Below are 26,591 nucleotides of genomic sequence, written 5' to 3' on the forward strand. Positions count from 1 at the left end.
GAAATTAAATCTTTTACCCAGAGCACCAGAAGTACTACAGGCGCTAAGCAACTGAGGATCAACGCAGTGATAATCATCCACTCGAATACCGACTCACTCATTAGCATGTGCGTCTTCCTCCTGTAGCTGCTTCCAGTCAAAGTTGTACTGGCTGGTCATGATACCCACCGCGCATATCAGTCCGGATACCGCGCAAGACACCAGCGCTGCCACATAAAAACCTATCGCGAAATAACCTATCATTCCGCACGCTGTGCCCGCTGCCATAGCTATTGCTGCATAAGTACCGGTCAGCTTCTTATGATAAAGCCCCAGTAATATTGGCCAGATAGTGCTTGCCACAAAAGCTCCGGCAAAATTCAGTAATGCGCCCAGCGTGGCTATTTTAGGAAGACAGAAAAGCCAGGTAATGACTCCCAACGCAAAAATACAGCTTCGGTTAAAACGCATCAGGTTTTTATCGGACGCCTTCGGTTTTAGTTTTTTGTGGTAAATATCCTGGGTAACGAGATCGGATGTTGCAGCTAATAACGAATCAAGGCTTGAGGCTAAGGCTGAAAATATCACAATGAAAACGATAACAGCGCCTGCTTTACCCAATACAGCTGCGGCAACGGTTGGGCCTATCATATCCATACTAGGCGGGAATATGCCTAACTGTGGCGCCGCTAACGCAATAAAGCCGGTAACAATAGGAATAGGCAACCACATTAACCCACCGGTTAAATAGGCTTTATAAGCAACACCCTTTTTAAACGATAGTGCCCGAGACCACCACACGTTGGAATGAAAAATTTCGCCTAGACCGAAAAAGATATTATTAAACAGGAACATAACGGCAGCGGGGAACAAGACGTCGAGCAACTTTGGATGCTCCGCTGTCAAATTCTCATGAATACTGCTTAAACCGATATTGTCGATAAGCCAGTAAGCAATAAAGCTGACACCGGCAATAATAATGAGTGCCTGAATAAAGTCGGTTGCAATAACGGCGCGCATACCGCCAAACAAGGTGTAGCCCACGCAAATGACTAAAATTGTGGTCATCCCGATGTGGTAATCGAGCCCGGTTAAAGACTCCAAAAGAATACCGCCCGCCATGCCAAGACTGATTAACCAGCCGAATGCATAGACCACAGAAATAATCATGAACACAACCCAGGCAAACTGCCCATAGCGCAGCCGGATAAAGTCACCTGAGGTATAACCGTTAGGCAGCAGCTCTTTAATACGCTTCGCCATGGGGGCGAACAAAATAAGCCCCAGCGCTGCAAATGAGTAACCTATCATGCCCCACACGCCAAACTGGAACGTCAGCTGCGGCGCAACCAAAGTGGTATTACTGGTCACCCAGGTTGCCATCGCCGTCGCCGCCGCAAAAGCAAAACCGACGTTTCGGCCGGCTAACGCAAAGTCTTCATGGCTTTTATTTTTGCGACCCAGCCAATACCCAAAACCTATCCAAAACAGGCCAAAAAGCACAATGATGAGAATGCCGGTACTTGTGTCCAGTGCAAATTCAGTCATGGGAGTGGTGTCGCGAATGTGTCCATTTACGATGAAGTAAAAGCAACGTGGTTACGACTGCTACAAAAATAATTAATCCGATAAAAAACAGTGTCAGTGCCTGCCACAGAGGATAATGCTTAACCGTAACCTGAATAACATTACTGACCAGCGACTCGCCGCTTTCTGTTTCGGCTCTGGCTCTTAAGTGATAACTGCCATTTGAAAACCCGGTTAACGATATGGTGGAAAAGTCACCCAGTGCAGGGAACTGTTTCTGGTTTTCAGTAAAGCTTGCGTCTGTCGCTACTTCAATCGTTAACTTGTCGAGCTTTTGCTGCTCTGACTTTGCAGACACTGAGACATTAAAGTACCCTTCTTTAATAACTGAAGTAGGCCCTTCAATGGTAAGCTGGTGAGCTGATTCATTCGCAAGGGTTGGCGTTGGCAGAAAGCCAATAAAACAAAATAAAAACAAGATATAGCAATAGTTAAAGCTTTTTTTGTTTTTTGTCATTAAGACATCTGCTCGCCAACGCAAGTTGAAATTTCAGGCTATCAGCCAATTATAGCAATTTCAACTGTTTCACGGGGTCATCTGTTTTACGTTGTATACCGTATATGACACAACATAATTTTTACGTTTAGTGGCTTTTAACTTATGAAGTATTTATGCAGCCTGGGGTCGAATATCGATCCTGAAATGAACATCCATCACGCAAAACAGCAGTTACGAACGCTCAGCGGCGACTGCTTGTTCAGCCAAAACATAGCCACGAAGCCGGTTGATATTGATACAAACAACGGTTTTCTCAACGCCTTATTTATTATCGATACACCGCTTAGCTCAGATGAGCTAAAGCAGCAATTTAACCAAATAGAAGAAGCTCTGGGTCGCGACCGCAGTGACCCGGAAAGAAGCAAAAAAGACAGAACCATCGATATCGATATTTTAGGGCTTCTTGATGAACGCCCTGACGTACCAGACTATTTACAATCACTGACCACAGAGTTAGGGCTTGCCTCATGACAAAAACCGCACTTGTTACCGGCGCTGGTCGCCGTTTCGGCTTTGAAGTCGCCAAAGCACTTATAGAAGACGGCTACAAAGTATTTGCACATTACAACCGTTCAAAAGACGGTGTCGACGAGCTCAGTAAACTAGGCGCTGAGCCGGTTCAGGCCGACTTTACCCGCCAGGATGACGTGAACGCTCTGGTAGCTCAGGTAAAAAAAGACGCCCCTACGCTCGATTTATTGATTAATAATGCGTCCTGTTTTTTCGACAATGATACGGTCGACAATGAGCCGGAAGCGCTTGCCGCTGTCTTTCAGGTCCACAATATTGCGCCCTACCTACTCATTACTGGCTTACAACAGCAACTGTCGAACTCTGACAATGGGCTTATCATAAATATTACTGATATTTACACCGACAAACCGTCCACCCATTACATTGCTTATTGTGCAGCGAAAGCGGGTTTAGCTAGTATGACTCAGGCCTTTGCTAAAACATTGGCGCCGGATGTGCGTGTTAACGCTATTCAGCCAGGTCCTATTTTATTCCTGCCTGAGCACGATAACGAACATAAAATGCAAGTGCTGGATGAGACGCCGTTGCGTGTAGAAGGTGGCTTAAAGCCCATGATAGACACAGTGCGCTTTTTACGCGACAACCCATTCTTAACGGGCGAATCGATAAAAGTCGATGGTGGCAGAGCGCTTAAGCTATAAAAAAACCCCGGCTGCTCGGCCGGGGTTTGTCGTTTTAGCTAACTATTACTTAAGCATTTGACGCAGTACGTAATGCAAGATACCGCCGTTTTTGTAATAGTTCATTTCGTTGCCGGTGTCGATACGACATTTCACCTGGAACTTCTCTTCTGAACCGTCTTTACGTTTTGCAACAACGTCCAGCATTTGACCGGGTTTCAGGTCACCGTTCAGTCCCAATACAGAAATTTGCTCTTCACCGGTTAGTTTATGAGCTTCAACGCCCTGCCCGTCGACAAATTGCAGCGGTAGAACGCCCATACCAACCAAGTTAGATCGGTGAATACGCTCATAACTCTCAGCGATAACAGCCTTAACACCCAGCAAACGCGTGCCTTTTGCAGCCCAGTCACGGCTAGAGCCTGTACCGTACTCTTTACCTGCCAACACGACTAACGGTGTGTCGTTTTCCATGTACTTCATGGCGGCGTCGTAAATTGGCATTTGCTCGCCTGTTGGAATGAACTTAGTAAAGCCACCCTCAACATTATCGAGCATTTGGTTTTTAATGCGGATATTTGCAAAAGTACCGCGCATCATCACTTCATGGTTACCACGACGTGAACCGTATGAGTTAAAGTCCTTAACCGCAACACCGTTTTCCTGCAAATATTTACCCGCAGGTGAGTCAGGCTTAATTGAGCCTGCCGGCGAAATATGGTCAGTCGTAATAGAGTCCGCGAACACCGCCAGTACATTAGCGTCTTTAATATCGCTTGGGTCTTCCAGCGGCTTATCAATACCTTCGAAGAACGGCGGGTTCTTAACGTAGGTAGACTCGTCCTGCCAATTATAGGTTTTACCTTCAGCAACACTAATGCGCTGCCACTCTTCGTCGCCAGCAAAGACTTCAGCGTATTCCTTGCCGAACATCTGGTTATCAACCATTTTCACCGCTTCTGAAATTTCAGCGCTGCTTGGCCAAATGTCTTTCAAGAATACGTCGTTTCCGTCTTTGTCTTTACCAATAGGGTCTTTGGTTAAGTCAGTACGAGTTGTACCGGCTAACGCATAAGCAACGACTAGCGGTGGTGAGGCCAGCCAGTTTGCCTTAACTTCTGGGTGAACACGCCCTTCAAAGTTACGGTTACCGGATAACACTGAGGAAACCGTCAAGTCGCCTTCCTGAATCGCTTCAGTAATTTCATCGTCCAGTGGACCCGAGTTACCAATACAGGTCGTACAGCCATAGCCCACAAGGTTAAAGCCGAGTTTATCGAGGTACTCGTCCAGACCTGCTTTCGCCAAGTAATCAGTAACCACCTTCGAACCAGGTGCCAGTGACGACTTAACCCACGGTTTACGCATTAACCCTTTTTCTATGGCTTTTTGAGCTAATAAGCCCGCTGCCATCATAACGCTTGGGTTTGACGTATTCGTACAAGAGGTAATAGCAGCAATAACAACGTCACCATGTGACAAGCTGTAATCCTTACCTTTTACTGGTACTTCTTTATCTTTTTCAGCTGACTGACCGTTTGTCTCAAGAATCAGGTCAAAGTTGCTACCCAGTTGCTCCATGTTGACACGATCTTGCGGACGTTTTGGTCCTGCAAGCGATGCTGTCACATCGCTTAGATCTAACTCCAACGAATCGGTGTATTCTGGTTCGTTGTCGTTGTCACGCCATAAGCCCTGAGCTTTGCTGTATTTTTCAACCAGCTCAATGGTCTCTTCATCACGGCCAGACAAACGGAAGTAACGCAGTGTTTCATCATCCACCGGGAAGAAGCCACAGGTTGCACCGTACTCTGGAGCCATATTTGATATAGTCGCACGGTCTGCCAGTGGCAGGTTGTCTAAACCTGGACCGTAAAACTCTACAAACTTACCAACTACGCCTTTTTCACGCAGCATTTGCGTAACAGTTAAAACCAAGTCCGTTGCAGTCACACCTTCGTTGAGTTTACCGGTTAAACGGAAACCAACCACTTCAGGAATCAACATAGACACAGGCTGGCCAAGCATCGCAGCTTCCGCTTCAATGCCACCAACACCCCAGCCCAACACACCAATACCGTTGATCATGGTGGTGTGCGAGTCGGTACCGACCAACGTATCCGGGAACGCAAAGGTTTTACCGTCTTCCTCTTTGGTCCAGACACTCTTGCCTAAGTACTCCAGGTTCACCTGGTGGCAGATACCTGTGCCTGGCGGTACAACACGGAAATTTTCAAACGCGCCCTGTCCCCATTTCAGAAATTCGTAACGCTCTTTGTTACGTTCCATTTCAATGCGAACGTTTTCTTTAAAGGCTTCGGGACTTGCGTATTTGTCGACCATAACCGAGTGGTCAATGACCAAATCAACAGGCGACAGCGGGTTGATGGTTTCAGGGTTGTGCCCTGCTTTATCCACCGCGTCACGCATGGCCGCCAAGTCGACAATGCCCGGCACGCCGGTAAAGTCCTGCATAAGAACACGCGCTGGGCGATACTGTATTTCACGGTCAATTTTCTTATCTTTCTGCCAATCGACCATGGCTTTTAAATCGTCTTCATTCACTGTGCTGCCGTCTTCATTTCGCAGCAAGTTTTCTAATAACACTTTCATTGAAGCCGGAAGTTTAGAAATATCCCCTAGAGCTTCTGCCGCCTTCGGCAAACTGTAGTAATGAAAGGTTTTTCCGTTAACCTCTAATGTACTTAAGGTTTTCAGACTGTCTTTGCCTGACATAGATACTCTCCCATTCGCTTCTTAAGCGTTTTGTTAAGCCAAACGATACTTCTAATATAGACAAATTGAATCGTTTGAGCCACATAAAGTGCTTTCTATGCAAACACAAATCAAAGACTTGTGCCAACATACTGGGCGCTAAATGCTCAGTTAATCCACTATAATCGTTATTTTCTTACTTTATATTACATAGTCCGGAAAAACCGTTTAAGATCAATAAGACTTAAGTTTTAACCAGCATCACAGGACGCAGGAAATGAGCAAGGTACTCGACGACTTATTGAACCTACTGACACTGGAAACCATTGAAGATGGTCTTTACCGTGGCCAAAGTCAGGATTTAGGCTTTGGTGCCGTATTTGGCGGTCAGGTCATTGGGCAGGCTTTATCTGCTGCGAAGGAAACACTGCCGCCAGAGCGTGTAAGTCATTCGTTTCACAGCTACTTTTTACGTCCGGGCGATGCAAAAAAGCCCATTGTTTATGACGTAGAAAATATTCGTGACGGCAAAAGCTTTTCGGCACGACGGGTGCAGGCCATTCAATATGGCAAGCCTATTTTCTACATGACAGCCTCGTTTCAACAACAGGAGCAAGGGTTTGAGCATCAAGATGTGATGCCACAGGTTCCGGGTCCCGAAGGCTTGGTTTCTGACTTGGATATTTATCGCGAGCATGAAGAGCTTATCCCAGCGCCGCTGAGAAATAAGTTTATCTGCGAAAAGCCGATAGAAATGCGCTTTGTTACACCCTATAACCCATTTAAACCCGAGAAAGATGAACCTAAGCGTTATGTTTGGTTAAAAGCCAACGGCAACATGCCTGCGGATACTCGCGTACATAAATACCTATTGGCTTATGCCTCAGACTTTAACTTCTTACCGACAGCCTTGCAGCCTCACGGCGTCAGTTTTGCGCAACCTAATATGCAAGTTGCTACCATTGACCATGCTATGTGGTTCCACCGGGACTTCCGCATGGATGACTGGGTGTTATACGCAATAGACAGTCCTTCGGCCAGCGGGCAGCGTGGACTTGTACGTGGTCAGATTTATACCAGAGACGGTGTTTTGGTCGCATCGACCATTCAGGAAGGTGTTATGAGAGACCGCAGTTAATTGCGGTCTCCCGGGTTTTATCAGGTTAGAGAAACAAAGAACCCTGCAATAGCGGCACTCATCATATTGGCGAGTGTCGCTGCCAATAAAGCTCTCATACCCAGTCGGGCAATATCATGACGACGACTTGGCGCCATGCCACCTAGCCCACCAAGCAAAATAGCAATAGATGAGAAGTTCGCAAAACCACAAAGCACGAAAGTAATAATGACCTGCGAATGCTCACTCATTTGATCTTTGTAATTCACAAAGTCCAGGTAGGCGACAAATTCATTAATAACCAGCTTTTGGCCAATGAAGCTACCAGCCAGGTTCGCTTCGTCCCAACTGACCCCTAATACATAGGCAACCGGCTGGAATACGTAGCCAAAGACTTCTTGCAGAGTTAAGTCCGCGTAACCAAACCAGCTACCGACCCAACCAAAAATGCCGTTAATTAATGCAATAAGTGCCACAAAGGCTAACAACATTGCACCCACATTCATGGCTAGCTGCAAACCGCTGGACGCGCCTTGTGCAGCGGCATCAATCACGTTTGCTGAATTTTCTTCAACTTCTATTTCTTCTAAGTCGTTACGTGGCTTCTCGCATTCAGGAATCATCATTTTTGCCATGAGGAACCCTGCCGGAGCTGCCATAAAGCTTGCCGCGATTAGATATTTCAGCTCAACACCCACGCCCGCATAGCCCGCCAATACGGAGCCTGAAACGGACGCCATTCCGCCAACCATCACGGCAAACAATTCCGAACGGGTCATAGTGCCTATGAAGGGCCGCACCATCATAGGCGCTTCAGTCTGCCCCACAAAAATATTAGCTGCTGCCGACATTGATTCCGGACGACTGGTACCTAATAATTTTTGCAGACCGCCGCCAAGAATTCTAATAACCCACTTCATTATGCCTAAGTAATAAAGCACTGAAATAAGTGATGAGAAAAAGACAATAACGGACAACACCTGAATAGCGAATACAAAACCAAAGTCTTCGGACGCTAAGTTGCCAAAAAGAAAATCGATACCCGCTTTTGTATAACCAATAACGGTCGAAACACCTTGCGCGAACCCAAACAGCATTTCGCGCCCTATAGGCACATAAAGTACAAATCCGGCAAGCACCACTTGAATAGCAAACGCACCGAGAACGGTGCGCCAGCGGATAGCTTTACGGTTAGTAGAAACCAAATAAGCAACGAGAAAAATAATGGCAATGCCAAGAATACTATTCATAAGAAAACCAGTTTATTCCGCCAGCAACTGACGTATTTTTGTTTTTATAATGTCAATGGCTATTTCGTTCTGGCCACCGCGAGTGACAACAAGATCTGCATACTGCTTGGATGGGAAAATAAAGTCAAAAAACGCCGGGCGCACGTACTGCTCATACTGTTCAGTAACAGACTGTAGTGTTCTGCCACGCTCCTCAATATCGCGCTTAATACGACGCAGCAAGCAAATATCCAACGGCGTATCCATAAATACGGAAATGTCGAACTGTTCGCGAAGCTTTTCGTCCGTCAGCAGCAAAATACCTTCAACCATAACCACCCTTGCCGGTGCGACTTTAATACTTTCAGGCAAGCGAGTGTGTGTTTTGTGACTGTATTGTGGCATTTCGACTGCTTCGCCAGCTTTCAGCTGCTTGAGGTGTTGCATGAGCAAGTCATGCTCAAACGCTGCAGGCTGGTCATAATTTGTCAGAACGCGCTGCTCCATTGTCATATGACTTTGGTCGCGGTAATAGGCATCCTCGGCGAGAATGGCGATACCGTCAGTGCCGAGTTCGGCCACTAACTCCTGATAAACCGTTGAGGCAAACAAGCTTTTACCTGATGCTGAAGCCCCTGCTATTGCTATAACTGTCGTCTTACTCACAAGATACCGTATCTATTTGCTGCAAACCGCGCGCAATTATCCTTGATTGTCTGTGTAATTAAAAGACTTGACTAAGACCTTATTTCACACAAACAACCCTCCATCATTTCAATATGTTTAATTTCGTTACAATTTAATAGCCCTTTTCATGAGCATAACAAGCCGTCCTTTCGTATAGTAGACGAGCTTATAAAAACAAATTGGGAACAACGATGAAAATGATGAAAACCCTCACTGCAGTGGCAGTGACAACAGTATTATTAGGCGGCTGTCAGTCAACCAGCTCTGCTAATAACACCACGGCCGTTAGCCAGTCACAATTTCCAGAAGTTAAAGTCGATTATGAGACTTTTACTTTAGATAACGGTTTAACCGTTGTTGTGCATGAAGATCGCAAAGCGCCAATTGTTGCTGTTAACGTCTGGTATGCCGTTGGCTCTAAAGACGAAAAACCCGGTAAAACTGGTTTTGCCCATCTATTTGAACACTTGATGTTCAATGGTACTGAAAACTACGACGATGAGTACTTCGGTCCCTTCGAGCGTGCTGGTGCAACCGAAATGAACGGCACCACCAACAATGACCGCACCAACTACTTTGAAAATGTCCCGACTCCTGCGCTTGACATGGCGTTATGGATGGAGTCGGACCGCATGGGTCATTTGTTAGGCGCTGTGACTCAAGAAAAACTCGACGAACAACGTGGCGTTGTGCAAAACGAGAAGCGCCAGGGCGAAGCTCAGCCATACGGTAAAGCCTGGAGCTACATTTCCGAGCAAACATTCCCGGAAGGTCACCCTTATTCATGGTCGGTTATTGGCTCCATGGAAGACTTAAATGCGGCAACTTTGGACGACGTCCATCAATGGTTTAAAGATTATTACGGTGCTGCAAACGCGGTATTAGTTTTAGCCGGTGATATTGATGTTGAAACCGCTAAAGAGAAAGTGACTAAATATTTTGCAGATATTGGTCCGGGCAAGCCTCTGAAAAAACAAGAAGCCTGGGTTGCTAAGCGCAATGAAACTAAACGAGCGACTATGGAAGACCGTGTTCCAGCCGCTCGTGTATATAAAGTTTGGAATACCGCGCAAATGGGTACGGCTGACTCCGAATACCTTGAACTATTTGCCGACATCCTTGCTAATGGTAAAAACTCACGTCTTTATGAGCGCTTAGTATACGAAGAGCAAATTGCCAGCTCAGTCGGCGCGTTCCAATATGGTCGTACTCTTGCCGGGCAGTTTATGATTACCGCTGATGCAAAAGCGGGCGTCGAGCTCGAGCAAATTGAAGCCATCATTAACGAAGAACTGGAACGTCTAATTAATGAGGGACCAACGCAAGCTGAACTGCAACGCACTAAATTCAGTAATACAGCTAACTTTGTCCGCCGCGCTGAAAAAGTAGGTGGCTTCGGTGGTAAGTCAGACATTTTAGCCTCTGGCGCCGTCTACCACGATAACCCTGGCTTCTATGCTCAGGAAATGGAGTGGACCAAGCAAGCAACCGTTAGTGACGTTCAAAATGCGGCTCAACAGTGGCTTTCAAGCGGTGATTTCGTTCTGAACGTTGTTCCACAACCAAACTACACGGCGCAGGAAACGGATGCTGATCGTTCTGAGCTTCCGAACGTGGGTGACTTACCACAATTAGAGCTGCCGGAAGTTGAACAATTTACACTATCGAATGGCTTAGACGTTTACTTAGCACAACGTACCGATACGCCAACCATCGAAATGAGCTTAGTCTTTGACAGTGGTTACGCCTCTGACGTTGGCGGCAAACTGGGCACGGCAAGTTACACTATGTCGATGCTAAAAGAAGGTACTGAGAGTCTGAGTTCGCTAGAGTTGAGTGAACGTCTGGAGTCTTTAGGGACTAACCTGAATGCATCAGCTAGCCTAGATAGCTCGCGCATTAGTATGGACACACTGAGCGTTAACTTTGCAGAAAGTCTGGGGCTTATGAATGACGTGCTGCAAAACCCAGCTTTCTCAGAAGAAGAAATTGAACGTAAGCGCTCAAACTGGATTGAAGGTATTCGCAAAGAAGAAGCTCGCCCTCAAACTCAGGCTTTGCGAGTTCTGCCAGGCTTAATGTTTGGTGATGGCCATGCTTACAGCCAACCATTAACAGGCTCTGGTACAGTCGAGTCTATTAAGTCTTTGACGCGTGACGACTTAGTTGAGCACGCACAAACCTGGCTACGCCCGGATAACGCAAAACTGGTTATTGTAGGTGATACCACAGTAGAGCAGGCTAAATCTCTGCTGGAAGAGCAATTCGCCAGCTGGCAGGCTCCAGCAACGCCTAAACCTGAAAAAACCTTGGATGCATCTGCTGCGTCAGACGAAAACCGAGTGTTCTTAATTGATAAGCCAGGAACACCGCAGTCACTGATTATAGCGGGTCAGCTAGCACCTTCGGGTCAGGTCGATAACGCCGACACTGTCGATGTCATGAATACAATTCTTGGCGGCAGCTTCACCAGTCGCTTAAACATGAACCTTCGCGAAGACAAAGGTTGGTCTTACGGCGCACGTTCTATTTGGCTAGACAACGAAGGCCCGGGACTATTGATGGCGCTTGCGCCGGTTCAAACCAACAAGACCCAAGAGTCTATTCAGGAGATTGTCAAAGAGTTTACTCAGTATGAAGACGACAAGCCGGCCACTGACGACGAACTTGCTAAAGTTAAAGCGAACAAAACCGCTAAACTGCCTGGTGCTTATGAAACCAAAGGTGCCTTGTTAGGCGGTCTAGTCAGTACCTTTAACAAAGGCAAAGACGTTGAGTATCTTGAGTCTTATGGCCAGCGTATTAACGCTATAACGTTGGATGATATTCAACAAAGCGCCGACAAGGTGTTAACGCCAAACGCAATGACCTGGGTTATTGTTGGTGACTTAGCTGAAATTGAAGATAAGGTTCGCGAGTTGAACCTGGGTGAAGTCACGATTCTTCAAAGTGACGAAGAATAAAGGGTAAGGTGCTCTCAATAAAAAGCCCCGGCTTAATCGTTAAGCCGGGGCTTTTTTATGCCTTAAAGCACATTAATGCATCGAGCCACTAGGCGCCAAATAACTGCTCAGCGCGGCTATGCAGAATCCAGCTGGTGAGAATGTACTTGTCGTTTGAAATCGGCATTCTGCCGCGGTGTGTATGCGTGAAATAAGCAGGCGCTATGACCATTTGCCCAGCCTTAGGTTTTAGCGAACGTTCTTGATAATAAAAATCAGTTTCGCCACCTTCTTCCACATCATTCAAGTAATACATAAACAGCAACGCCCGGTGCAGTGGCTCGGTCGAGCCTTTTTGCGGAAATGTTTCGCAATGCCAGTAATTATAGTTACCCTCACCTTTTCGGTATCGCTGCATTTGAATAGCACCCACTCGAAACAACTTTTGCATAATAGCCATTTCATTGCCTTTGGCTATTTCATCAAAGTTTTCATGGGTCAAAGGCGTTGGTTGTTGAGTTTTAGGGTGTTGCAGTGTCAGTGCGACCGGCGCAATTAGTGCAAAATGATACTTTTTAAAGTACTGCAGTGCATGGTCTGCTGTCGTTTTCTGTATTTTTAACAATAACTCCTGATATTCCGGGTGGGAGTTTAGCATTAAGTCCGTACTGGACTTTTTACTGGTATCAACACCACCGCCTGTTCGTCCCTGAAAGGTATGTGCAGAGCTCTCAAAAGTCGTTATCAATTGTTCGCAAAATTCCGGCGATAACGCGTTATCGTAGGTTTCAATAAAATCAGGCATAGGAAAAATCAGTTTAGTAGTCGGTTTACTTCGGGGCTTGGTTTACCAATGTAATAGCCTTGCAAATACTCAATATTCTGGCTACACAAATAGCTATTCACTTCTTCGTTTTCGACAAACTCGGCAACAATAGGAATGTTTAATTCCTTACAGATACTTATCATGCCATTTAAAATACTGGCACTGGTCTCATCGTAAAGCACATTCTGAACAATACTGCCGTCAATTTTTAAGTAGTCGGGGCGAAGGCTGATAAGCCGGGAAAAATTTGAATACCCCACACCAAAGTCATCAATCGCAATTTGACCACCCAGTTGCCTTACCTCTTTAGCAAAGGTCTGAACTTTCTCAAAGTCCTCAGTCGACTCTGTTTCGGTTATTTCAAATATCAATTGCGCCTTTTTGTGCTCCATCAGCACATAACGTATGAAGTTAACGGTTTTATCGTTGAGTATGTCTTCAATGGATAAATTCACAGATATAGCGACGCCAAATTCCTCAGAAGCTAATACCGCCTGCTCTATGACTGAGCGAGTAATTTCACAGTAATAACGCGTCGTTTTTGCTTTATCGAGGAACATTCCTGGCGGCAAGTCACTATTATTGTCTCGCATTCTGACAAGAGCTTCGTAATAACTTGGGCGTTCTTTCGAGGTACTCTTAATTGGCTGGTAATAATTAATGAAACGATGGTCAGTGATAGCGGACTGAATCTTCGGAATCCAATTGATCTTGTTTTCTTTTAAGAACTCGCGCTCTCGTACCACTTCAATTTTATGGCCAGAGTAAATTGCCTTCGCCTTTGACAGTGCACTTTCTGCCAACTGCAGGTGTTTGTTATCTCCTACGCCCATACCTATTGCCACGTCCAAATTCGCTTCTACGTCACGAACCTGAAGCTTTAAGTCTGACAATAATTCGTAAAAATGCAGCAGGTGACTTTCAAAAAGCGTGGGGATCATCCGAAAGTCGGGAATCAGAGCAAACTTGTCGCTATACAGGCGATAAATATTAATATGGTTAGGTTTTAACTGGTTCTGAGCCCAAAGACTGAACTTTCGGAGCAGTTCATCGCCGAAATCTAAGCCGTAAAAATCGGCATAACTACGGAATTTGCGAATATCGAGTACCGCCAGGCACTGCGCTTTAACACGCTTTAAGTCATTTAGCAGGTCGACCCGCGTCGGCAAACCTGTTACCCGATCATAACGAGCTTCCTGCAAAAGCTCATCTAAATAAACTTCACGGGAAATATCCTGAAACAGCAAGACTAGCTCGCTCAAACTACCTTTCTCGTCGTACAGCGGTATCGTCATACAACGGCACCAGTTAGTGCGGGTATTACTTTCCAGGCAAACAGTACCATTCCAGCTATTCCCCGACTCAATAGCGTAGCTAATCACTTCTTTTATATGATCACGGTTATCAGGGGGCAGAAAGTTGTGAAACAGTGTTGTTTGTTTCAGGTAGTGAATATCGAGCAGCTTGTGCATGGAGTCACTTAACCACCGAATGTGACCAGACGGAGACAGTCGGGCACAAAGCGCAGTAGACTCTAGTGTATTTATGTACTGCTTTAACAAAAATTGATCACGCATTCGCGCTTGGTTACCTCAGCAACTCAATATAGATGTTAGCTTTTTGTAATGTAACGAATTCGATAGGATAATAACAGCCCGCAACAGCAGATATTTCTTTAAATTTACGGTCTAGCTTGCGTATAATCCACTCGCTTTTACAAACTTGACTAAAATTTAGGCGTTTTCTCAATGAAACACATTGTTTTCTCTTTATTGATTCTTTTAGCTTTACCCTTCACGGCAACGGCAGAAAAATACTGGTCAGACACCAGCCTTACCTATTTGAACGGCGGTGACTATGAAGTTGGCGACCCCGATCGCCAGGTCATCACCCTGGAATATGTCGGCGGTTACAGCTGGGGTAAAATATTCGCATTTGGCGACAGACTCGAGTCTGACAACGGCGACACCGAAACCTATATTGAGGTATCTCCGGAAGTCTACTTTGTCGAATTCGAAGACAATTTAGTGAACAACTTAAGCTTTACTACAACAGCAGAAATTGGCGATGGTTTTACTCATTACCTGTATGGTATTGGCTCCGCTTTTGACTTACCGGGCTTTCAGTTCTTCGAAATTGACGCGTACAGAAGAAACAACGACGGTTTTGAAAACAACTATCAGGTAACGCTGTCATGGGGCCTGCCTTTCTCCATTGGCGAAACCGAGTGGATGTACGACGGCTTTTTAGATTACGCGTCTGGCATTAGTGGTGTTGGCCCAGCCAATATGAACTTTACTTCACAGTTAAAGTGGAACCTGGCACCGTATTTCGACCTATCTGCGCCACTTTACGTTGGTGTCGAGTACGTTTACTGGCGCAACAAGTTTTACATTGACGGTGTTAATGAGAAAAACCCTAACTTATTGATTAAATGGCACTTTTAAGTGCCATTTTCTTATAAATGGTAAACGCCTTGATAATCCGCGACATCAACGTCGAAAGACGTCGTTTGCATGAGGTGGTCGCGGAATGTTTCTAAGGCGTCCAGCTCCCCATGCACTAGCTGAATTGCCGTATTTGGCTTTAACTCAGACTGTTTCAGCCACTGCGTAATTTCTTCATAATCGGCATGGCCCGACAAGCCCTCCAGGGCTCTTATGCGGGCTTTTACCGGTAACCATTGGCCATGCAATTTAATCGACTCCACACCCTGTAACATCTTAGCACCGCGCGTACCGCCTGCCTGATGACCACTGAATAACACCGTAGCACGATGGTCAGCCAGCCAACGCTTAAAATGGTGCAATATACGGCCGCCGGTCGCCATACCACTGCCGGCTATAATAATATGTGGGCCCGACTGCGATGCAATCGCTTTCGATGCATCCACCGAGCGGGTGTATTCCACTTTATTAAAAGTATTCTGGCACTGAGCATCGGAAAGTTTATGCAACTCATGAAAGCGCTGATACAAACCAGACACGTTAATGGCCATTGGCGAGTCCAGGAAAATAGGCTGTCGCGGAATACGCTTTTCGTCCATCAATTTCACAAGCAAATACTGCAACAACTGCGCTCGTCCCACCGAAAAGCTCGGAATTAATAACACACCACCAGACTGAGAAGTCTCATTAACCACTTCAGCAAGCTGCTCTTCCGTACTTTCTGTGTCAGCATGTCGTCTGTCACCATACGTTGACTCGAGCATCAACAAATCGAGGTCTGGCAAAGGCTCTGGTGGGTACATCATAATGTCGTTGGGACGTCCAATGTCGCCGGAAAACCCTACTCGCTTACCATCGGCTTCAAGAATCACGCTGGCAGCTCCTAAAATATGACCTGCCTTGCGCAGGGTTATGGTGATATCGCCGATAGAAAACTGCTGATGATATTCCACGCCCTGAAACAACGTCATGGACGCTTTTGCGGTCGCTTCATCATAAAGCGGCTCAGGCTTTTCATGCCGACTGAGCTTATGTTTACCGAGATACTTGGCGTCCTCTTCTTGTATACGACCACTGTCCGCCAGCAAAATATCGCACAAACCAACCGTTGCATGATGCGTAAACACAGGACCACGGTAGCCATTTTTATATAAAACCGGAATAAAACCAGAATGGTCTAAATGCGCATGTGTCAGAACAACACCATCAACGTTCTGAATACCCATTGACAAAGGCTGCCAATTACGTCGGCGTAACCACTTATAGCCCTGAAACAACCCACAGTCGACCAATAGACGAGTAGATTCGGTTTCGACTAAATATTTTGAGCCGGTTACGGTCTCTGCTCCGCCTAGAAATACAATTTTCATACAGCGTCCTTTTCAATGCGATCACGGCCGTTGCGTTTTGCCTGCAATAGCGCTCTATCTGCTCGGTCGATAGTGACCATTATGTGTTCATTTTTCGACACCTGCGCAACACCAAAGCTACAGGACAAACGTTCTGAAAGCGATGATATTGTTATTCTTGATATCGCCTCTCTCAGTTTATGCGCAACACCAACAGCTCCGCTTTGATCGGTATCAGGCAATAAGATCATAAATTCATCACCGCCAAAGCGACCGAGTATGTCGGACTCACGCAGTTGCGTATTGACCGCCTGAGTAATTTCAACAAGTGCTGAGTCACCGATAATATGTCCGTAAATATCATTAATTGACTTAAACTTGTCGACATCGAACATAATGACCGAAATAGGCTTGTTACGCCGTTTCGCCATTTTCAGTAATAGGTCAGCCTGTTGCATAAAGTGCTCGCGGGAAGCTGCGCTTGTTAAGCCGTCTTGCGACACCTGATGGGTCAGATATTGGTTGTGCGCGATAAGCGCCGGGACCGTTAGTCCGAACCAAGCACTTGAGGCAATAACGGTTACCGCAAACTGATACACTATAGCGTAGTCCATTAAACCTAATAAACCGATAGAAAACGCTGTAATTGTGCTGAAAACAGCAAGCGCAATAGCCGTTTTTAATGGCGATTCGGTGTAAGAAATCCAAAGCAGGGGTAGTATTAAGAAAAAGACGACAAAAGCCGCTTCTTCATAGCTCGAAAACTTAGAAATGATCAAGCAAACGGCCAATATAACCAATGTAATCAGCAGTTTACTGGCAAAAGACGACCAACTCCCTCCCCCTTCTGTGAACTTTAAACCGCCCAGCCAACGCTCGATTTGAGGATAACGCCAACTGACCAACGCAATGAAAATAGGCGTGAGTACGATAACGCCACTTAAATCGCCAATCCACCATGGCAGCCAGGTGTACCAAAGTGCCTCAGGCTCAAGCAAACTGCCGGAAATCATGACTTCAGTACCCAGCCAAGCCGCGCAAAATGACGACAACGCAGCTATTCCCAAAAACGTCATAATAGTGCTGGATAAACCGTGGCTGCCCAACCGTATTAGCTTAGAACGAAGTAGCCATGCGCCCAGAAAATAAGGCACAGTATGAGCCACGCCAAAAGTCACACCAGTAACCAGCAACTCTTTAACAGGTGTTTGGTCACCGTATAAATCTGAGACCCATAAAGTGGTAATTACGCCTCCCAGCAATATTGCCGGAAACGCTCGCCAACTCATGACCAAAAAAGCCGCAAATGTCAGACCTGCCGGTGGAAACCAAATACTGGCGTGCGGGCCGTACTCCATAACAGCGGCAACACGCCACAAGAGTACCCAGGCCAGAATCAGTAAAATTGTTCGTAGTAGGTGTTGGCGCAAAATAAGCTTCTTTTTATTTTTCGTTATGCTTCTAACTGTTATCAAAAAACGCCCAAAAGGCAACCTTTAGTGTATTGACGAAGGCAATTTAACTTGCTTCACTCAAAGTTAATAAGGAGTGAATAATGACGCAGCAATACCCTAAAGCGGACCAGTTTATGGCCAATACACATGAGGTTGAAAACCAGCCCCAGCCTTTGGAGAACTATAACCTTTATTTAGCCGATACTGCGCTGCAAAGTGCTGTTGAGCGAGAAGGGGCAAGCTGGGCATTTTCTGACCTTATTGCCTTTGGTGAGCTGGCAGGCCAACGTGAAAGTATTGAACGAGGCTTTCAGGCTAACAAATATCAGCCAGAGCTTCGCACCCACGACCGCTACGGACACCGTATTGACCAAGTCGATTTTCACCCCAGTTACCATCAACTAATGACAACAGCGATTGAACACGGCCTGCACGCAAGCCCGTGGAGCGACCCCAAACCGGGAGCTCATGTGGCACGAGCTGCCAAGTATTATTTGCATACCCAAGTAGAAGCTGCCCACGGCTGCCCTATTACCATGACTTTTGCGGCTATTCCGGCATTGCGTCATCAACCAAATTTGTTGCGGGAATGGGCGCCCAAAATTATGGCTCGCACCTATGATCCCAGTAACCGCCCGCATACCGAGAAAAACGCAGTAACCATTGGTATGGCTATGACCGAGAAGCAAGGCGGCTCTGACGTAAGAAGAAATACGACAAGGGCTTACCCTATTGGTCAAATAGGCCCCGGCGAAGCTTATGAGTTGGTTGGGCATAAGTGGTTTGTGTCGGCGCCCATGTGTGATGCGTTTCTAGTGTTAGCCCAAACCGACAATGGTTTGTCTTGCTTTTTAGTTCCTCGCTGGCGTCCCGACGGCTCTAAAAACCCGCTACAAATACAACAACTCAAACAAAAAATGGGAAACGCCGCCAACGCTTCCAGCGAAACCGAGTTGCGCGGAGCTTTGGGCTGGATGGTCGGCGAAGAAGGTCGCGGTGTTCGCACTATTATCGAAATGGTCGCTACCACTCGCTACGACTGTATGATTGGTTCCTCTTCCGGTATGCGTCAGGCCGCTGCTCAGGCCATTCACCATGCCTCAAATCGGGAAGCTTTCGGTGCCCGGTTAAGCGAACAACCACTCATGCAAAACCTACTAGCCGACCTGGCACTAGAAAGCGAAGCCGCCATGACCTATACCATGCGTATAGCTCGCGCAATGGACAACCAAGACAATGAGCACGAAAAACTGCTGTCCCGCATTGCTACGCCCATTGGCAAATACTGGATTTGTAAACGCACACCTAACCACGCCTACGAGGCGATGGAAGTTATTGGTGGTAGTGGAGTGATGGAAAACCACATTATGCCGCGTCTTTTCCGGGAGTCTCCGGTCAACGCAATATGGGAGGGTAGCGGTAACGTTCAATGTCTGGATATTTTGCGTTCTATCGAGAAACAACCTGACGTTCTCGATGCTTACTTTATGGAATTACAGAAAGCGCAGGGAGTGAATAGACGCTTTGATACATTTTTGAATGGCATAAAGTCAGAGTTTACAGACACCAACACGCTGCAATACCGGGGCCGAATCATAGCCGATAAAATGGCACTTGGCTTACAAGCGGCGTTATTGCTTCAACACTCAACTAGCGACGTTGCCGATGCCTTCTGCCTAAGCCGTCTGGCGTCAAACGGTGGCTCAAATTATGGGACAATGCCGACAGAAATTAACTGTGCTGCGATCGTCGAAAGGGCCGCGCCAACAAGCGGATAAACAGTTCACCAATAATTGCGAGCACTAAGCCACAAACTAAGCCAAATAAAATGGCGCCCGGGCTCAACTTAACGGTGTAGGAAAAGTCACTTCTTACTTCCTGTTGAATATCCGCTACCGGAGAAACAAAGGCTTGGGTGTATGCACTCCAGGCATTTTCGTTAAATTCATTCAAAGCACGAAGTAATAACTGGTGGCGCTGATAAATAGCGCTGATGCTTTGCCCTCCTTCCTGAAAAACAACATCATCGCTGGCCTCATAGTGGGCAATAAGTTGCTCAATATCACCATCGAAAAACTTCTCAGCTTCGTCTCTGAATTCATCAAGGCTTCGTTCCGATTCTATTAAGTGAGCATTGAGGCTTTTACCGTATTGGTCGACGAAACCCGGTAGCTGAATGCCAGCCAGTACGCCAAAAATCAACAAAATAATTCGCAGGTAAGATGTGAAAACGCCCATGCTCTCTCCTTACATAGCCTAAAGCTACTCTAGGCCAGACCACGGTTAATAATCAAACAAAATTACACGACTTAACGCAAGAGAAGCTAACCGGTCAGAACAACTGCGTTCTTCCCTTCTTTTTTCGCCTGGTACATGGCCCGATCTGCGCGTGCCATAATGTTTTCAACGGTATAGTGCTCTGATGGTTTATCACACTGACACAGTCCAATAGACAAGGTTACTGGCAAGTTCGCATGCCCTATTCCACTCACCAACTCGGCTCTTAAACGCTGCATCATTTGCTCTGCGTCATTGGCTGTAATCATTGGATGAATAGTGGCGAATTCATCCCCGCCAATTCGGGCAACATAATCGGTATGGCGGCTGTGCAGGCGAATAAGCTCAGCAATTTTTTGCAGGACTTCATCACCGTACTGATGACCATATTCATCGTTAATGTCTTTAAAGTCGTCCAGGTCGATAAAGCTCACAGCGAACGGTGTGCCGTGTTGTTCTAGCTGCGCAATTTCATCAGTCAGTTGAGTGGTGAATGCTCGGCGGTTCATAATGCCGGTAAGATGATCAGTCAGCGCCTGGCGCTTTTCAAACTCAAGCTCTAAACGAATTTTGTCTTCTGCTTTTTTCAGCAAGGTATAATCTCGAACTATTGCAATACCAAACAGTTCACTCTCAATTTCCAACTGGTTCAGCATAATATCGACGTAGAATTTAGAGCCATCACGGCGCACGGCAGGAAATATTAAGCCATTGCCCATAGAACGCCGCCCCGGATGTTTAAAAAACTTAGACAGATGTGCGTCATGCTTTTCCCTAAACTCTTCCGGTAACAAACAGTTAAGTGGCATTTCCAACATAGAAGAGGACGAATAGCCAAACATTGCGGCGGCAGCTTGATTGACTGCAACAATAAAACCATGCGGGTTTATAACAACTGCACCATCGGGAATAATTTCCAGAAAATCAGTAAAGGCGTGTTTTACTTCCATGAGCAGTTCTCCGTTACAGCGCAGTCCGTTTTAAAGCGATAAGTTTGTCTTGGCTAAGATAACCAATATATAACAGTTTTGTTGAAGCATTAAGCAGAATCACCGGTCAGCTCACAAGAAAACACGCGTTCCGAAACGATAGTTGATGCAAATCAAAAATAATAACTAAAACTGTGCTGGTACGGCTGTGTTATAATGCAGCGAAAATCACAGCAACTGTGATGTCTATTTAAATAAAATTCCCGGAGCTTCATGTCCACAGAACAAAATCAGAGATCGTTCCAGTCACTAGGACTGAACGACAATATCTTACGAGCCGTTACTGAGTGCGGTTATACCACCCCTACCCCGATTCAAGAGCAAGCCATTCCGACCGTAATGAAAGGTCATGACTTACTGGCAGCGGCACAAACCGGAACCGGGAAAACAGCAGGTTTCACGCTTCCTTTATTGCATAACTTGTCTTCGACGAAGACAGAAGGTAAGCCTGTTATTCGAGCGCTAATATTAACACCGACACGTGAGTTAGCAGCTCAGGTTGAGGATAACCTCAACACCTACGCAAAATACACGGGCCTCAAATCGCTGGTCATATTCGGTGGCGTGGGCATAAACCCGCAAATTAATGCGTTACGTCGCGGCGTCGATATCTTAGTCGCAACACCAGGACGACTGCTTGATCACAGCCGTCAGGGTACCGTCGATTTAAGCAAGATTGATGTGCTGATATTAGATGAAGCTGACCGGATGCTAGACATGGGCTTTATTCATGACATAAAAAAAGTCATGAAGCTGATTCCTGAACAGCGTCAGACCCTGCTCTTCTCAGCCACTTTTTCTAAAGAGATTAAAGCCCTGGCTCAGCAGTTTATGCATCAACCTAAACTGGTTGAAGTTGCGCGCCAGAATGCAGCAGCAGATACAATTGAGCAGCGTGTCTACCCTGTCGATAAAAAACGCAAACGTGAGCTATTAAGCTACCTAATTGGCAGCAAAAACTGGCGACAAGTGTTGGTGTTTACCCGCACCAAGCACGGCGCAAACCGCTTGGCGACTCAACTCACTGACGATGGCTTACCTGCGATGGCTATTCACGGTAATAAGAGTCAGGGCGCCAGAACCAAAGCCTTAGCACAATTTAAGGCGGGTAAATTACGAGTCTTAGTCGCGACGGATATTGCCGCGCGCGGTATTGATATCGACGAATTACCTCACGTTATCAACTTTGAATTACCGCAGGTTGCCGAAGACTATGTGCACCGCATTGGACGTACCGGTCGAGCCGGCAGCGAAGGCGAAGCCGCTTCTTTGGTCTGCGTTGACGAACATAAGTTGCTACGCGACATTGAAAAGCTGACCAAGAATGAGATACCGAAAGAAGTGGTTCCGGGTTTTGAGCCCGATCCGAGCATAAAACCTGAGCCTATCCAAAAGCCCAGAGGTAGCCGACCAAATAACTCGCGCCGTGCGCCGAGACAAAACCGCCCGGCGACACGACGCTAGCCACTTCACTGTCGGCTGGGTTTTACTTCAAAAAATCCAGCCCGCCAGTTACTGCAGCGACCTGAGCTTCAATACACTGCTCAGGCGTTGCTTTGGGGCTGTCGGGGTAAACTTCTGTGGTTGTGGCGTACTCTGCTTTACTGAAGCTAATGCAAAGTCCCAGCTTAGACGTTGGCAGTAAAATAACACCTCGCTGCGCAATGTCTTCGCCAATCAGTTTATTTTCATCGTCAGCGTCCGCTATGTGTGTGACTTTCTCAACAGAGTCCAGTACGGCCTTTTGGAATTCCGGGTAAGGCTTTTCGGCATTACCGACCAAATAGAAGCCGTCAGGGATATTCCAATTAGTATTCACGGTACCATCCATTGCGGCTTTTGCCGGACGAAACTCACTGTTGTCAGTATCTGTGGTTTCATGCAAGTCAATGTGCGCCAGAATATCTACGCCTAAATCCGCGACGTACTTCATAATATGAGCGCACTCGCCAGCCGGTGATTCAGCAACAAACGAACGGTTAGGATCAATAGCTGCCGGACTCCAGCGGTTAATGGTTTCATAACCCCATGGACTTAAGCATGGCGCAACAACCACGTTGAACTGTTCACTGTAGTCTTTCGCCTTGGTTTCAATAAACCGCAACGCACCGTGAACACCACTTGTTTCGTAGCCGTGTACACCACCAGTGACTAATACCGTCGGTTTATTACTGTCCCAACTCTTAGTTTTCACCGCGAATAACGGGTAAGTCGCGCTTTCGTAAGCCAATTCGCCATATTGTTCAACGTCAAAGTCGTCTTTAAATGTCTCTACTTTGCTAACAACATCATCAAAGTATGAACGCTTTTGAGTTTGCTCCGCTAACCATTGCGCTTTTTCTTCCACACCCCATGGTTTACCCGGAGTACCAATGTGGTAAATCGTTTCTTGCGTCATAGCCTGATCCTATTCATTACGTCTTTTAAAGAGAGATAGCTATACTACCAAAGTCTTCTCATGCACCAAAGCTATGCTGCCTTGGTCGCCTCTTTATTACCCGCTTTATTATCTACTTTCTCTGCCAGTGTTTTTTCTGCTTTCGGCTTTTTCGGTTTCTTGGCGCCCAGAGCTATTAAAACATTTTCTCGTTCTTTCGCTAAAAACATCGCCATATCTTCAAGCTGCTTGTCGTCAGTAAAAAGCTCGCTGCTTTCAATTAAGGGCGTTAGCGCCTCTGCCATATCCAACATTTTATCGTGTGCATCAGCTTCGGCTTTCGAGGTAAATGTCATTTTTTCGGCTCCATCGCGAATCACTACGTATTGGGTTACTACAGCCATGGTTGTGTCCTTTGCTGAGGTTTACAGATACTGGTTATTTGTACAGTATAAAGCAAGTAATTGCAATAGCTGCCACATTCGCTAAACTGCGCACTCTTAACAAAGACGATAAGTACAGGAATACAGCCAGCCCCATGACTCAGTTCTCCAAAGCACAAGTTCGACTGGCTATATTTGCCATGGCCATTGGCAGTTTTGCTATTGGTATCGGTGAGTTCGTGATTATGGGTTTGCTGCCTGACGTCGCTACCGATTTTAATACTGACACGCGTACAACCGGGCACTTAATCAGTCTTTACGCTTTAGGTGTTGTTGTCGGTGCGCCACTTATTACTATCCTCTTTGCGCGCTTTCCTCGTAAGCCTATGCTACTCATACTGTTGTTCGTTTTCGCTATTGGTAATTTTGCCAGCGCATCGGCCGATAATTACTTTTTGCTGCAAATTTTACGATTTCTAACTGGTCTGCCGCATGGGGCTTATTTTGGCATAGCCTGTTTGGTCGCTGCCGATATGGTACGCCGGAACCAACGCGGTATGGCTGTCACTATGGTTATGATGGGCCTTACCATCGCCATTTTGGTTGGTAACCCTCTAGCCACATGGCTCGGGCAGCTCATCGACTGGCGTACGGTCTACCACACTGTTGGTGCATTAGGTTTAGTTGCACTGGTTATGATTGCACTTGTGGTTCCACAACATCCAAACGAACAAAAAACCTCTGCTCGAGGCGAAATGAGAGCCTTACAGAACCCACAGGTTTGGCTAACGCTGGCTATTGGCGCTATCGGTTTTGGCGGCATGTTTGCGGTTTTAAGCTACATAGCCCCCACCTTGATTAACGCTACCGGACTGGCTCCCCACTGGATACCTATTGCATTGCTTATCTACGGTATCGGCTCGTTAGCAGGAAGTTTAGTCGGCGGTTGGGCAGCGGACCGAAGCCTTAAGTTAACGATTGGTGGCTCACTTATTTGGTCAGCAGTTATACTAGGTATTTTCCCCTTTACGCTAGAAAGCATTTGGAGCGTTATGCCAATGGTCCTGCTACTTGGCAGTGCAGCGGCTTTGGTTCCCGCGCTTCAGGTCCGCCTTATGGATGTAGCGGGAGAAGCACAAACCTTAGCAGCATCGCTGAATCACTCCGCATTTAACGCGGCCAACGCCTTAGGCGCCTGGCTCGGTGGTTTAGCTATTGTTTCACCACTGAGCTGGCAAGGTACCGGTTGGGTCGGCTGCGGTTTGTCCCTCGCAGGCTTATTGCTATTCTGGATCACTAAAGAACACAGCCGTAAAGCGCCCGATATTATTAGCCTTTAGTCTCGCCGTTGATGTGCAATTCGCGCAACTCTTCGTCGGGCTTTGCGTACGACAAACGCGCTGCGCGAGAGGTCAAGTGATAACCATCTAGTCCGGAAATAGTCATAGTACCCAGACCTTCAATGTCGATATAACCATCACTTTGAACTACATCCTCTTGTACATCGACCCAACGCACTTCGCCAACAATAAGCGCCGTGTCGTTGTGTTGTATCGGAATAATTTCAACCAATTGCATACCAATACGCAAAGAGCTCTCAGCCACATAGGGCGCGTGAAAACCATCCATAAACTCAGGTGTTAGGTCACAAGCATCAAACTCGGACTGCTCTCTCGGGTAACGGGCAGAGGTTTTATGCGCCCTTTTAAAAAAGCTCTCGCCGACGTGGTTAATGGTATACACACCACTTTCCTCGATATTCTCCCAGGTGTGCCTGGTAACTGATTGCGGGCGCATAATAAAACCGAGAAAAGGCGGATTACTACCAAGGTGAACAACAGAGCTCACAATTGCCAGGTTATCCTGCTGATGACGATCACGAGTACCTATGACATTGGCGCTCTTAAAGCCAGACAAGCAGTTCACGAAACGAGCCCGCTCTCTATCTTTCATTTGGGCTAAGTCGCTCTGTTTATAGTGTTTCATAATGACCTCAGAAATTTACTTATAGTCTGTGTTACGCACAAACAGTCGCTTTTGATCGTTTAAAAGAACATTTACAAAAAACCCTATTGCGAACAGTTATCATTTGCGTTAACTTGTTTTCAATAACGATCAATAGGGAAAGAGACAAAAATGAATAATGCCTACACAGCTTACTTTAGCAGTCAGAAACATCTGCAAGAAGCTACCCAGTATTTACAGCAAAAAAGCTACTGCAGCGCAGCCTCAATACTATCTGAGACTATTGACAATGCTCGATGTGCAGCAGAAGAAGCAGCATTAACTGCGAATGCAATACAAACCTACACGACGGCATCAGTTTTGCTAATCGCTGTTTATATTCGACTCAATAACCAATTCCTTGCTCAAGAAAAACAAGAAGATGCGAGTCGGCAGCTTGAGAAATGGCGAACAACCTCGAACTCCAGACAAGTTAAAGACTTGTGCCGCTACTGCTGCCAATTACTTGTTACGGGATGCCAACATTCTCGTTGTGTGGGTCACTACGTTCAACAACTGGAGGAATTGAACCATGCGCAGGAACAAACCTGAACGTTTGCAACTATCCCTGAGTAA

The 26,591-nt window shown here is 46.4% G+C and carries 23 protein-coding genes; 9 read left to right on the forward strand and 14 right to left on the reverse strand.

The features are described 5' to 3' along the window. Window positions 1-93: 93 nt before the first annotated feature. Both UM402_RS07920 and UM402_RS07925 read right to left on the reverse strand, forming a co-directional pair. A complete protein-coding gene (locus UM402_RS07920; protein WP_058578942.1) occupies window positions 94-1,527 on the reverse strand; it encodes a sodium:solute symporter family protein in 1,434 nt (477 codons plus the stop codon). Continuing rightward, window positions 1,520-2,023, reverse strand: coding sequence for a hypothetical protein (locus UM402_RS07925; RefSeq protein WP_058578941.1), 504 nt, complete (start codon window positions 2,021-2,023; stop codon window positions 1,520-1,522). The genes UM402_RS07920 and UM402_RS07925 overlap by 8 nt, the downstream gene beginning before the upstream one ends. Before the next feature lie 144 nt (window positions 2,024-2,167). Between UM402_RS07925 and folK the strand changes: the two genes are divergently transcribed. Continuing rightward, on the forward strand, window positions 2,168-2,536 hold the full coding sequence (folK, locus tag UM402_RS07930; RefSeq protein WP_053952396.1) for a 2-amino-4-hydroxy-6-hydroxymethyldihydropteridine diphosphokinase: 369 nt from the start codon (window positions 2,168-2,170) through the stop codon (window positions 2,534-2,536). Further along, window positions 2,533-3,240, forward strand: a complete 708-nt coding sequence (locus tag UM402_RS07935; RefSeq protein WP_058578940.1) for an SDR family NAD(P)-dependent oxidoreductase — start codon at window positions 2,533-2,535, stop codon at window positions 3,238-3,240. The genes folK and UM402_RS07935 overlap by 4 nt, the downstream gene beginning before the upstream one ends. Window positions 3,241-3,285: 45 nt before the next feature. Here UM402_RS07935 and acnA read toward each other — a convergent pair whose 3' ends face one another. Beyond that, on the reverse strand, window positions 3,286-5,955 hold the full coding sequence (gene acnA, locus UM402_RS07940) for an aconitate hydratase AcnA (protein WP_058578939.1): 2,670 nt from the start codon (window positions 5,953-5,955) through the stop codon (window positions 3,286-3,288). 256 nt (window positions 5,956-6,211) lie between these two features. On the opposite strand from acnA, the gene tesB reads away from it, so the two are divergent. After that, a complete protein-coding gene (gene tesB / locus UM402_RS07945; RefSeq protein WP_053952399.1) occupies window positions 6,212-7,072 on the forward strand; it encodes an acyl-CoA thioesterase II in 861 nt (286 codons plus the stop codon). Between the two features lie 20 nt (window positions 7,073-7,092). On the opposite strand, the gene UM402_RS07950 is transcribed toward tesB, so the two are convergent. Together UM402_RS07950 and udk are read right to left on the reverse strand one after the other, a co-directional pair. Then, entirely contained in the window at window positions 7,093-8,301 is a 1,209-nt protein-coding gene (locus UM402_RS07950; RefSeq protein WP_053952400.1) for a NupC/NupG family nucleoside CNT transporter, read from the reverse strand. Between the two features lie 12 nt (window positions 8,302-8,313). After that, window positions 8,314-8,946 (reverse strand): uridine kinase, encoded by a 633-nt coding sequence (gene udk, locus UM402_RS07955; protein WP_053952401.1) that lies wholly within the window; start codon window positions 8,944-8,946, stop codon window positions 8,314-8,316. A 212-nt stretch (window positions 8,947-9,158) separates the two neighbouring features. On the opposite strand from udk, the gene UM402_RS07960 reads away from it, so the two are divergent. Continuing rightward, window positions 9,159-11,930, forward strand: coding sequence for a M16 family metallopeptidase (locus UM402_RS07960; RefSeq protein WP_058578938.1), 2,772 nt, complete (start codon window positions 9,159-9,161; stop codon window positions 11,928-11,930). 88 nt (window positions 11,931-12,018) lie between these two features. Here UM402_RS07960 and UM402_RS07965 read toward each other — a convergent pair whose 3' ends face one another. Both UM402_RS07965 and UM402_RS07970 read right to left on the reverse strand, forming a co-directional pair. Further along, complete coding sequence (locus tag UM402_RS07965; protein ID WP_058578937.1) at window positions 12,019-12,714, reverse strand: 2OG-Fe(II) oxygenase family protein; 696 nt, start codon at window positions 12,712-12,714, stop codon at window positions 12,019-12,021. Window positions 12,715-12,722: 8 nt separating this feature from the next. After that, window positions 12,723-14,312, reverse strand: a complete 1,590-nt coding sequence (locus tag UM402_RS07970) for an EAL domain-containing protein (RefSeq protein ID WP_058578936.1) — start codon at window positions 14,310-14,312, stop codon at window positions 12,723-12,725. A 171-nt stretch (window positions 14,313-14,483) separates the two neighbouring features. Between UM402_RS07970 and UM402_RS07975 the strand changes: the two genes are divergently transcribed. After that, a complete protein-coding gene (locus tag UM402_RS07975) occupies window positions 14,484-15,182 on the forward strand; it encodes a hypothetical protein (RefSeq protein WP_058578935.1) in 699 nt (232 codons plus the stop codon). Window positions 15,183-15,193: 11 nt separating this feature from the next. Here the strand turns inward: UM402_RS07975 and UM402_RS07980 are convergent, their stop codons facing one another. Next, window positions 15,194-16,552: an MBL fold metallo-hydrolase RNA specificity domain-containing protein gene (locus UM402_RS07980; protein ID WP_058578934.1), complete on the reverse strand. Its 1,359-nt coding sequence runs from the start codon at window positions 16,550-16,552 to the stop codon at window positions 15,194-15,196. Next, window positions 16,549-17,961 carry a diguanylate cyclase gene (locus UM402_RS07985; protein WP_058578933.1) on the reverse strand — a complete coding sequence of 471 codons (1,413 nt, stop codon included), beginning with the start codon at window positions 17,959-17,961 and terminating at the stop codon, window positions 16,549-16,551. The genes UM402_RS07980 and UM402_RS07985 overlap by 4 nt, the downstream gene beginning before the upstream one ends. A gap of 125 nt (window positions 17,962-18,086) precedes the next feature. Here UM402_RS07985 and UM402_RS07990 point away from each other — a divergent pair, with 125 nt between their 5' ends. Then, window positions 18,087-19,763 carry an isovaleryl-CoA dehydrogenase gene (locus UM402_RS07990; RefSeq protein WP_058578932.1) on the forward strand — a complete coding sequence of 559 codons (1,677 nt, stop codon included), beginning with the start codon at window positions 18,087-18,089 and terminating at the stop codon, window positions 19,761-19,763. Here the strand turns inward: UM402_RS07990 and UM402_RS07995 are convergent. Further along, a complete protein-coding gene (locus tag UM402_RS07995; RefSeq protein WP_058578931.1) occupies window positions 19,717-20,223 on the reverse strand; it encodes a DUF2937 family protein in 507 nt (168 codons plus the stop codon). The two genes, UM402_RS07990 and UM402_RS07995, sit on opposite strands and share 47 nt — an antisense overlap. Window positions 20,224-20,309: 86 nt before the next feature. Continuing rightward, window positions 20,310-21,212, reverse strand: a complete 903-nt coding sequence (locus tag UM402_RS08000; protein WP_058578930.1) for a sensor domain-containing diguanylate cyclase — start codon at window positions 21,210-21,212, stop codon at window positions 20,310-20,312. A 252-nt stretch (window positions 21,213-21,464) separates the two neighbouring features. On the opposite strand from UM402_RS08000, the gene UM402_RS08005 reads away from it, so the two are divergent. Then, window positions 21,465-22,715 (forward strand): DEAD/DEAH box helicase, encoded by a 1,251-nt coding sequence (locus UM402_RS08005; protein WP_058578929.1) that lies wholly within the window; start codon window positions 21,465-21,467, stop codon window positions 22,713-22,715. 22 nt (window positions 22,716-22,737) lie between these two features. Here the strand turns inward: UM402_RS08005 and UM402_RS08010 are convergent, their stop codons facing one another. After that, on the reverse strand, window positions 22,738-23,649 hold the full coding sequence (locus UM402_RS08010; protein ID WP_058578928.1) for a M14 family metallocarboxypeptidase: 912 nt from the start codon (window positions 23,647-23,649) through the stop codon (window positions 22,738-22,740). A 71-nt stretch (window positions 23,650-23,720) separates the two neighbouring features. Next, complete coding sequence (locus UM402_RS08015) at window positions 23,721-24,032, reverse strand: YebG family protein (protein WP_058578927.1); 312 nt, start codon at window positions 24,030-24,032, stop codon at window positions 23,721-23,723. Window positions 24,033-24,166: 134 nt separating this feature from the next. Here UM402_RS08015 and UM402_RS08020 point away from each other — a divergent pair, with 134 nt between their 5' ends. Further along, a complete protein-coding gene (locus UM402_RS08020; RefSeq protein ID WP_058578926.1) occupies window positions 24,167-25,351 on the forward strand; it encodes an MFS transporter in 1,185 nt (394 codons plus the stop codon). Here UM402_RS08020 and UM402_RS08025 read toward each other — a convergent pair. Beyond that, window positions 25,341-25,997 (reverse strand): flavin reductase family protein, encoded by a 657-nt coding sequence (locus UM402_RS08025; RefSeq protein ID WP_058578925.1) that lies wholly within the window; start codon window positions 25,995-25,997, stop codon window positions 25,341-25,343. The two genes, UM402_RS08020 and UM402_RS08025, sit on opposite strands and share 11 nt — an antisense overlap. A 150-nt stretch (window positions 25,998-26,147) precedes the next feature. On the opposite strand from UM402_RS08025, the gene UM402_RS08030 reads away from it, so the two are divergent. Continuing rightward, window positions 26,148-26,567: a hypothetical protein gene (locus UM402_RS08030; RefSeq protein WP_058578924.1), complete on the forward strand. Its 420-nt coding sequence runs from the start codon at window positions 26,148-26,150 to the stop codon at window positions 26,565-26,567. The last annotated feature ends 24 nt before the right edge of the window (window positions 26,568-26,591 follow it).

It is taken from the genome of Idiomarina sp. OXR-189, assembly GCF_034373425.1.
GTDB lineage: Bacteria > Pseudomonadota > Gammaproteobacteria > Enterobacterales > Alteromonadaceae > Idiomarina > Idiomarina zobellii.

Excerpts from the sequence above, each read along its gene's own strand:
- UM402_RS07920 (WP_058578942.1), bottom strand. The coding sequence starts at position 1,527 with ATGACTGAATTTGCACTGGACACAAGTACCGGCATTCTCATCATTGTG.
- UM402_RS07925 (WP_058578941.1), bottom strand. The coding sequence starts at position 2,023 with ATGACAAAAAACAAAAAAAGCTTTAACTATTGCTATATCTTGTTTTTA.
- folK (WP_053952396.1), top strand. The coding sequence starts at position 2,168 with ATGAAGTATTTATGCAGCCTGGGGTCGAATATCGATCCTGAAATGAAC.
- UM402_RS07935 (WP_058578940.1), top strand. The coding sequence starts at position 2,533 with ATGACAAAAACCGCACTTGTTACCGGCGCTGGTCGCCGTTTCGGCTTT.
- acnA (WP_058578939.1), bottom strand. The coding sequence starts at position 5,955 with ATGTCAGGCAAAGACAGTCTGAAAACCTTAAGTACATTAGAGGTTAAC.
- tesB (WP_053952399.1), top strand. The coding sequence starts at position 6,212 with ATGAGCAAGGTACTCGACGACTTATTGAACCTACTGACACTGGAAACC.
- UM402_RS07950 (WP_053952400.1), bottom strand. The coding sequence starts at position 8,301 with ATGAATAGTATTCTTGGCATTGCCATTATTTTTCTCGTTGCTTATTTG.
- UM402_RS07960 (WP_058578938.1), top strand. The coding sequence starts at position 9,159 with ATGAAAATGATGAAAACCCTCACTGCAGTGGCAGTGACAACAGTATTA.
- UM402_RS07965 (WP_058578937.1), bottom strand. The coding sequence starts at position 12,714 with ATGCCTGATTTTATTGAAACCTACGATAACGCGTTATCGCCGGAATTT.
- UM402_RS07970 (WP_058578936.1), bottom strand. The coding sequence starts at position 14,312 with ATGCGTGATCAATTTTTGTTAAAGCAGTACATAAATACACTAGAGTCT.
- UM402_RS07975 (WP_058578935.1), top strand. The coding sequence starts at position 14,484 with ATGAAACACATTGTTTTCTCTTTATTGATTCTTTTAGCTTTACCCTTC.
- UM402_RS07980 (WP_058578934.1), bottom strand. The coding sequence starts at position 16,552 with ATGAAAATTGTATTTCTAGGCGGAGCAGAGACCGTAACCGGCTCAAAA.
- UM402_RS07990 (WP_058578932.1), top strand. The coding sequence starts at position 18,087 with ATGACGCAGCAATACCCTAAAGCGGACCAGTTTATGGCCAATACACAT.
- UM402_RS07995 (WP_058578931.1), bottom strand. The coding sequence starts at position 20,223 with ATGGGCGTTTTCACATCTTACCTGCGAATTATTTTGTTGATTTTTGGC.
- UM402_RS08000 (WP_058578930.1), bottom strand. The coding sequence starts at position 21,212 with ATGGAAGTAAAACACGCCTTTACTGATTTTCTGGAAATTATTCCCGAT.
- UM402_RS08005 (WP_058578929.1), top strand. The coding sequence starts at position 21,465 with ATGTCCACAGAACAAAATCAGAGATCGTTCCAGTCACTAGGACTGAAC.
- UM402_RS08010 (WP_058578928.1), bottom strand. The coding sequence starts at position 23,649 with ATGACGCAAGAAACGATTTACCACATTGGTACTCCGGGTAAACCATGG.
- UM402_RS08015 (WP_058578927.1), bottom strand. The coding sequence starts at position 24,032 with ATGGCTGTAGTAACCCAATACGTAGTGATTCGCGATGGAGCCGAAAAA.
- UM402_RS08020 (WP_058578926.1), top strand. The coding sequence starts at position 24,167 with ATGACTCAGTTCTCCAAAGCACAAGTTCGACTGGCTATATTTGCCATG.
- UM402_RS08025 (WP_058578925.1), bottom strand. The coding sequence starts at position 25,997 with ATGAAACACTATAAACAGAGCGACTTAGCCCAAATGAAAGATAGAGAG.
- UM402_RS08030 (WP_058578924.1), top strand. The coding sequence starts at position 26,148 with ATGAATAATGCCTACACAGCTTACTTTAGCAGTCAGAAACATCTGCAA.